This window comes from Methanohalobium sp. (genome assembly GCF_046546175.1).
Taxonomy (GTDB): Archaea; Halobacteriota; Methanosarcinia; order Methanosarcinales; family Methanosarcinaceae; genus Methanohalobium.
On the sequence record NZ_JBKGYF010000130.1, the window covers coordinates 1 to 3,017 of the forward strand.

The window sequence follows — 3,017 nt, forward strand, 5'->3', positions numbered from 1 at the left end:
AATATTGTATGTAATATTATGTAAATTTGTTGTATAATTTGGGAACTGTTTTATTTCCCATTCAAAAAAGTTAGTCTATAACCCCTAAATCCGATGGATTTTATTTTTCATTATTCATATAATTATTTTCTCCAGACCCACATATTTCACAATACGGATTTTTACTAACATGTATTTTTTCCATATTGCTGTTTAGACCATCCCATAATAGAAGATGACCATTTAGCAATTCACCGGTCCCTGTAAGATATTTTATCACTTCATTTGCCTGTATTGTGCCAATTATCCCGGCTGTTGTTCCAAGAATAGGAAATGTTTTTTTGGGGGGTATTTTTGAAATAATACATCTCATACAAGGGGTTTTCTCAGGAATAATTGTTGTCACCTGTCCATGGAAACCTTCTACTGCACCGTGTACCATGGGAACTTTCATTTTGACAGCGGCTTCATTCAGCGAAAAACGTGTGTAATAGTTATCCAGTGCATCCACTACTATATGTGTTTTACCTATAACATTTTCTATGTTATCTGGAACTATAGTCTCATTTGATGTTTCTATATCAATTTCCGGGTTCAGTTCATTGAGTTTTCGTTTTGCAGAATCAGTTTTCAAAGACCCGATATCCCTGTGATGGTGGATAATCTGGCGGTTCAAATTACTCAATTCAACAGTATCATGGTCTATAATTTTGATTTTACCCACTCCTGCAGCAGCAAGATATATAGCTATGGGTGAACCAAGACCACCGGAACCGATTATGGTTACAGATGATTTTTTTAATTTTTCCTGTCCCTCTTCACCAAATATCATCATCTGTCGGCTGTATTGTTCATGTTCATTGTCAGAAATCATTTGGTATATCCTCTTTTTATTTAGCTGCTAGCATGTTCATCTTTTAATTGATAATTGCAAAGTGGTAACCGGGATATATAATACAGAGTGCCGTTTTCATAACTGAATAGAAGTGGATACACCTGTACACCAATTTCAAGAGCTTGTTTATAAAGTCTGGAGAACTCCGAATCGATTTCCATATTCGCAGTAAAGCATACAGCATCAGGTCTGAATACAAGTACAATCATAGCACCCGTATGTCCCTGTTCAACCGCTTTTATTAGTTCCTTTATATGTCTTTGTCCACGAGTAGTAGGTGCATCCGGAAACAGTGCTATTCCATTATTTTGTAGTGTACATCCTTTAACTTCAATCCATGTCGTTGAATCTTTTCGGTTGACAAGAAAATCCAGTCTGCTGTCTCCAAATTGTTGTTCTGGTATTATACTGTCCACTTTGCCCAGAGGGCTGATATTTTCGTTTTCAATTACCTGTTCCGCTATTTTTCGATGATAGACTGAGTTGATTAAAATCCATTTATTATTTACACTACCTGCTATCATTTCCCATTTAGTTTTCCGTTTTTCACCTTCTGCTTTATTTAAAAGAACCCTATTTCCGGAATATAATATATCTTCCAATCTTCCTGGGTCTCTTATGTGCACTTTTTCATTTCTGATTGTTTCAGTATTGATAATATCAACAATACCGAGAAATCTGTTTTCTCTGGATACAAATATACCTTCTGCATCCCATGGTATATGAATAACAGGTATTTTATCCGCTTCCACTTGTTTTACACTCCGAAATATCAAAAAATAGGGATGGTTAAAAATTAACAGATTATAAAATTCTATTTTTCACTGTTGCAATATACTTTTAGGTCTGTTCTCCAGTGTAACGTTAAAGTTTTTTATAGCACCGTCCCGGTATATTTTGAGGTTTATCCTGTCACCAGATGACTTTGTATCCAGATAAGTTATCAACTGGTCGTTGTTTCTAATATCTCTGTTGTCCATTCCCAGTATGATATCACCATCAACCCATGTAGGTTCACCGTTTACCGTAATTTGTTTTCCGGGTTCCAATCCTGCTTTATCGGCAGGTCCCCCATCTATAACTTTTACTACCATTACCCCTTCTGATACGGTATCATTAAGGTTCATATAGTTGGCAGCATTTAAACTTACAGGAACCATACTGATACCTATCCATGCATGCCCATATTCACCTTTTTCAATAATGGCATCTGCTACTCTTTTGGCTTTATTTGATGGGATGGCAAAACCGACATTATCACCACTTTTAGCCCGGTTTACACCTAAAACCTGACCTGAGAGACCCAGAAGAGGACCTCCCGAGTTCCCGGGATTCAGTGGAGCATCGGTCTGAATTACGTTTGGAATAGAGAAACCTTCCTCAGTTGGCAATACTCTACCGGTTGCACTCACAATTCCATGGGTGATACTGCCTTCAAGACCGAACGGATTACCAATTGCCATCACAAATTCACCAGGTTCAATATTGGACGAGTTACTGAGTTCAAGTGGATATGGTGAAAAATCATCATCTGATGGAATTTCACTTACCTTGAGAACAGCAATATCTGAGAATTTGTCAGATCCGACAATTTCTGCACTTTCTGTTGCTCCATTTGAAAATACAACTTCTACATTGTCAGACCCGTTAATTACATGCTGGTTTGTTATGATATGTCTATTGGAATCATAGATAAAACCTGATCCTTCACCTGTGGTCCGACTTAAACCGTCCTTCCTTATTTTTATGGACACAACTGAATCTGAAACCTGTTTATATAGTTCTTTATAGGATTCAGAATAATTGATGGTTTTGTTTGTATTTATCTGTACGTTTTTCTGTGCATGGTCCTGATCCTGGTTATTATCCGAATTCTTTGAAAGTGCCAGCGTAATTCCGCCTACCATCAACCCTACTATGAAAAAGAGGGTTGCTATTATAAAAATCCGGCTTCTTCCATTATGATATTCTCTATTATCCATTAAGGGTTAATTATGCTATTGATAAATTTATAATTTGTGAGATACTATAGATAGGTTCAAGAAATCATCTTATCCCTGTATTTTTATCTGCTGCGATGAATTTTTGATCTTTTATACAGGTAAATTTAAGTATCTTTTTTCCACCCATTTCAAATAATATT

Annotated in this window: 3 protein-coding genes; all 3 read right to left on the reverse strand. The window is 36.3% G+C overall.

From position 1 onward, the window contains the following. Positions 1-100: 100 nt before the first annotated feature. The 3 genes from ACLFMM_RS09630 to ACLFMM_RS09640 all read right to left on the reverse strand — a co-directional run bounded on the left by ACLFMM_RS09630 (position 101) and on the right by ACLFMM_RS09640 (position 2,856). Positions 101-853, reverse strand: a complete 753-nt coding sequence (locus ACLFMM_RS09630) for a HesA/MoeB/ThiF family protein (RefSeq protein ID WP_410808516.1) — start codon at positions 851-853, stop codon at positions 101-103. Between the two features lie 20 nt (positions 854-873). Next, complete coding sequence (sfsA, locus tag ACLFMM_RS09635; RefSeq protein WP_410808517.1) at positions 874-1,626, reverse strand: DNA/RNA nuclease SfsA; 753 nt, start codon at positions 1,624-1,626, stop codon at positions 874-876. A 69-nt stretch (positions 1,627-1,695) separates the two neighbouring features. Beyond that, the gene (locus ACLFMM_RS09640) at positions 1,696-2,856 is read right to left on the reverse strand and encodes a S1C family serine protease (protein ID WP_410808518.1); all 1,161 of its coding nucleotides are present in this window, start codon (positions 2,854-2,856) and stop codon (positions 1,696-1,698) included. Positions 2,857-3,017 lie beyond the last annotated feature (161 nt).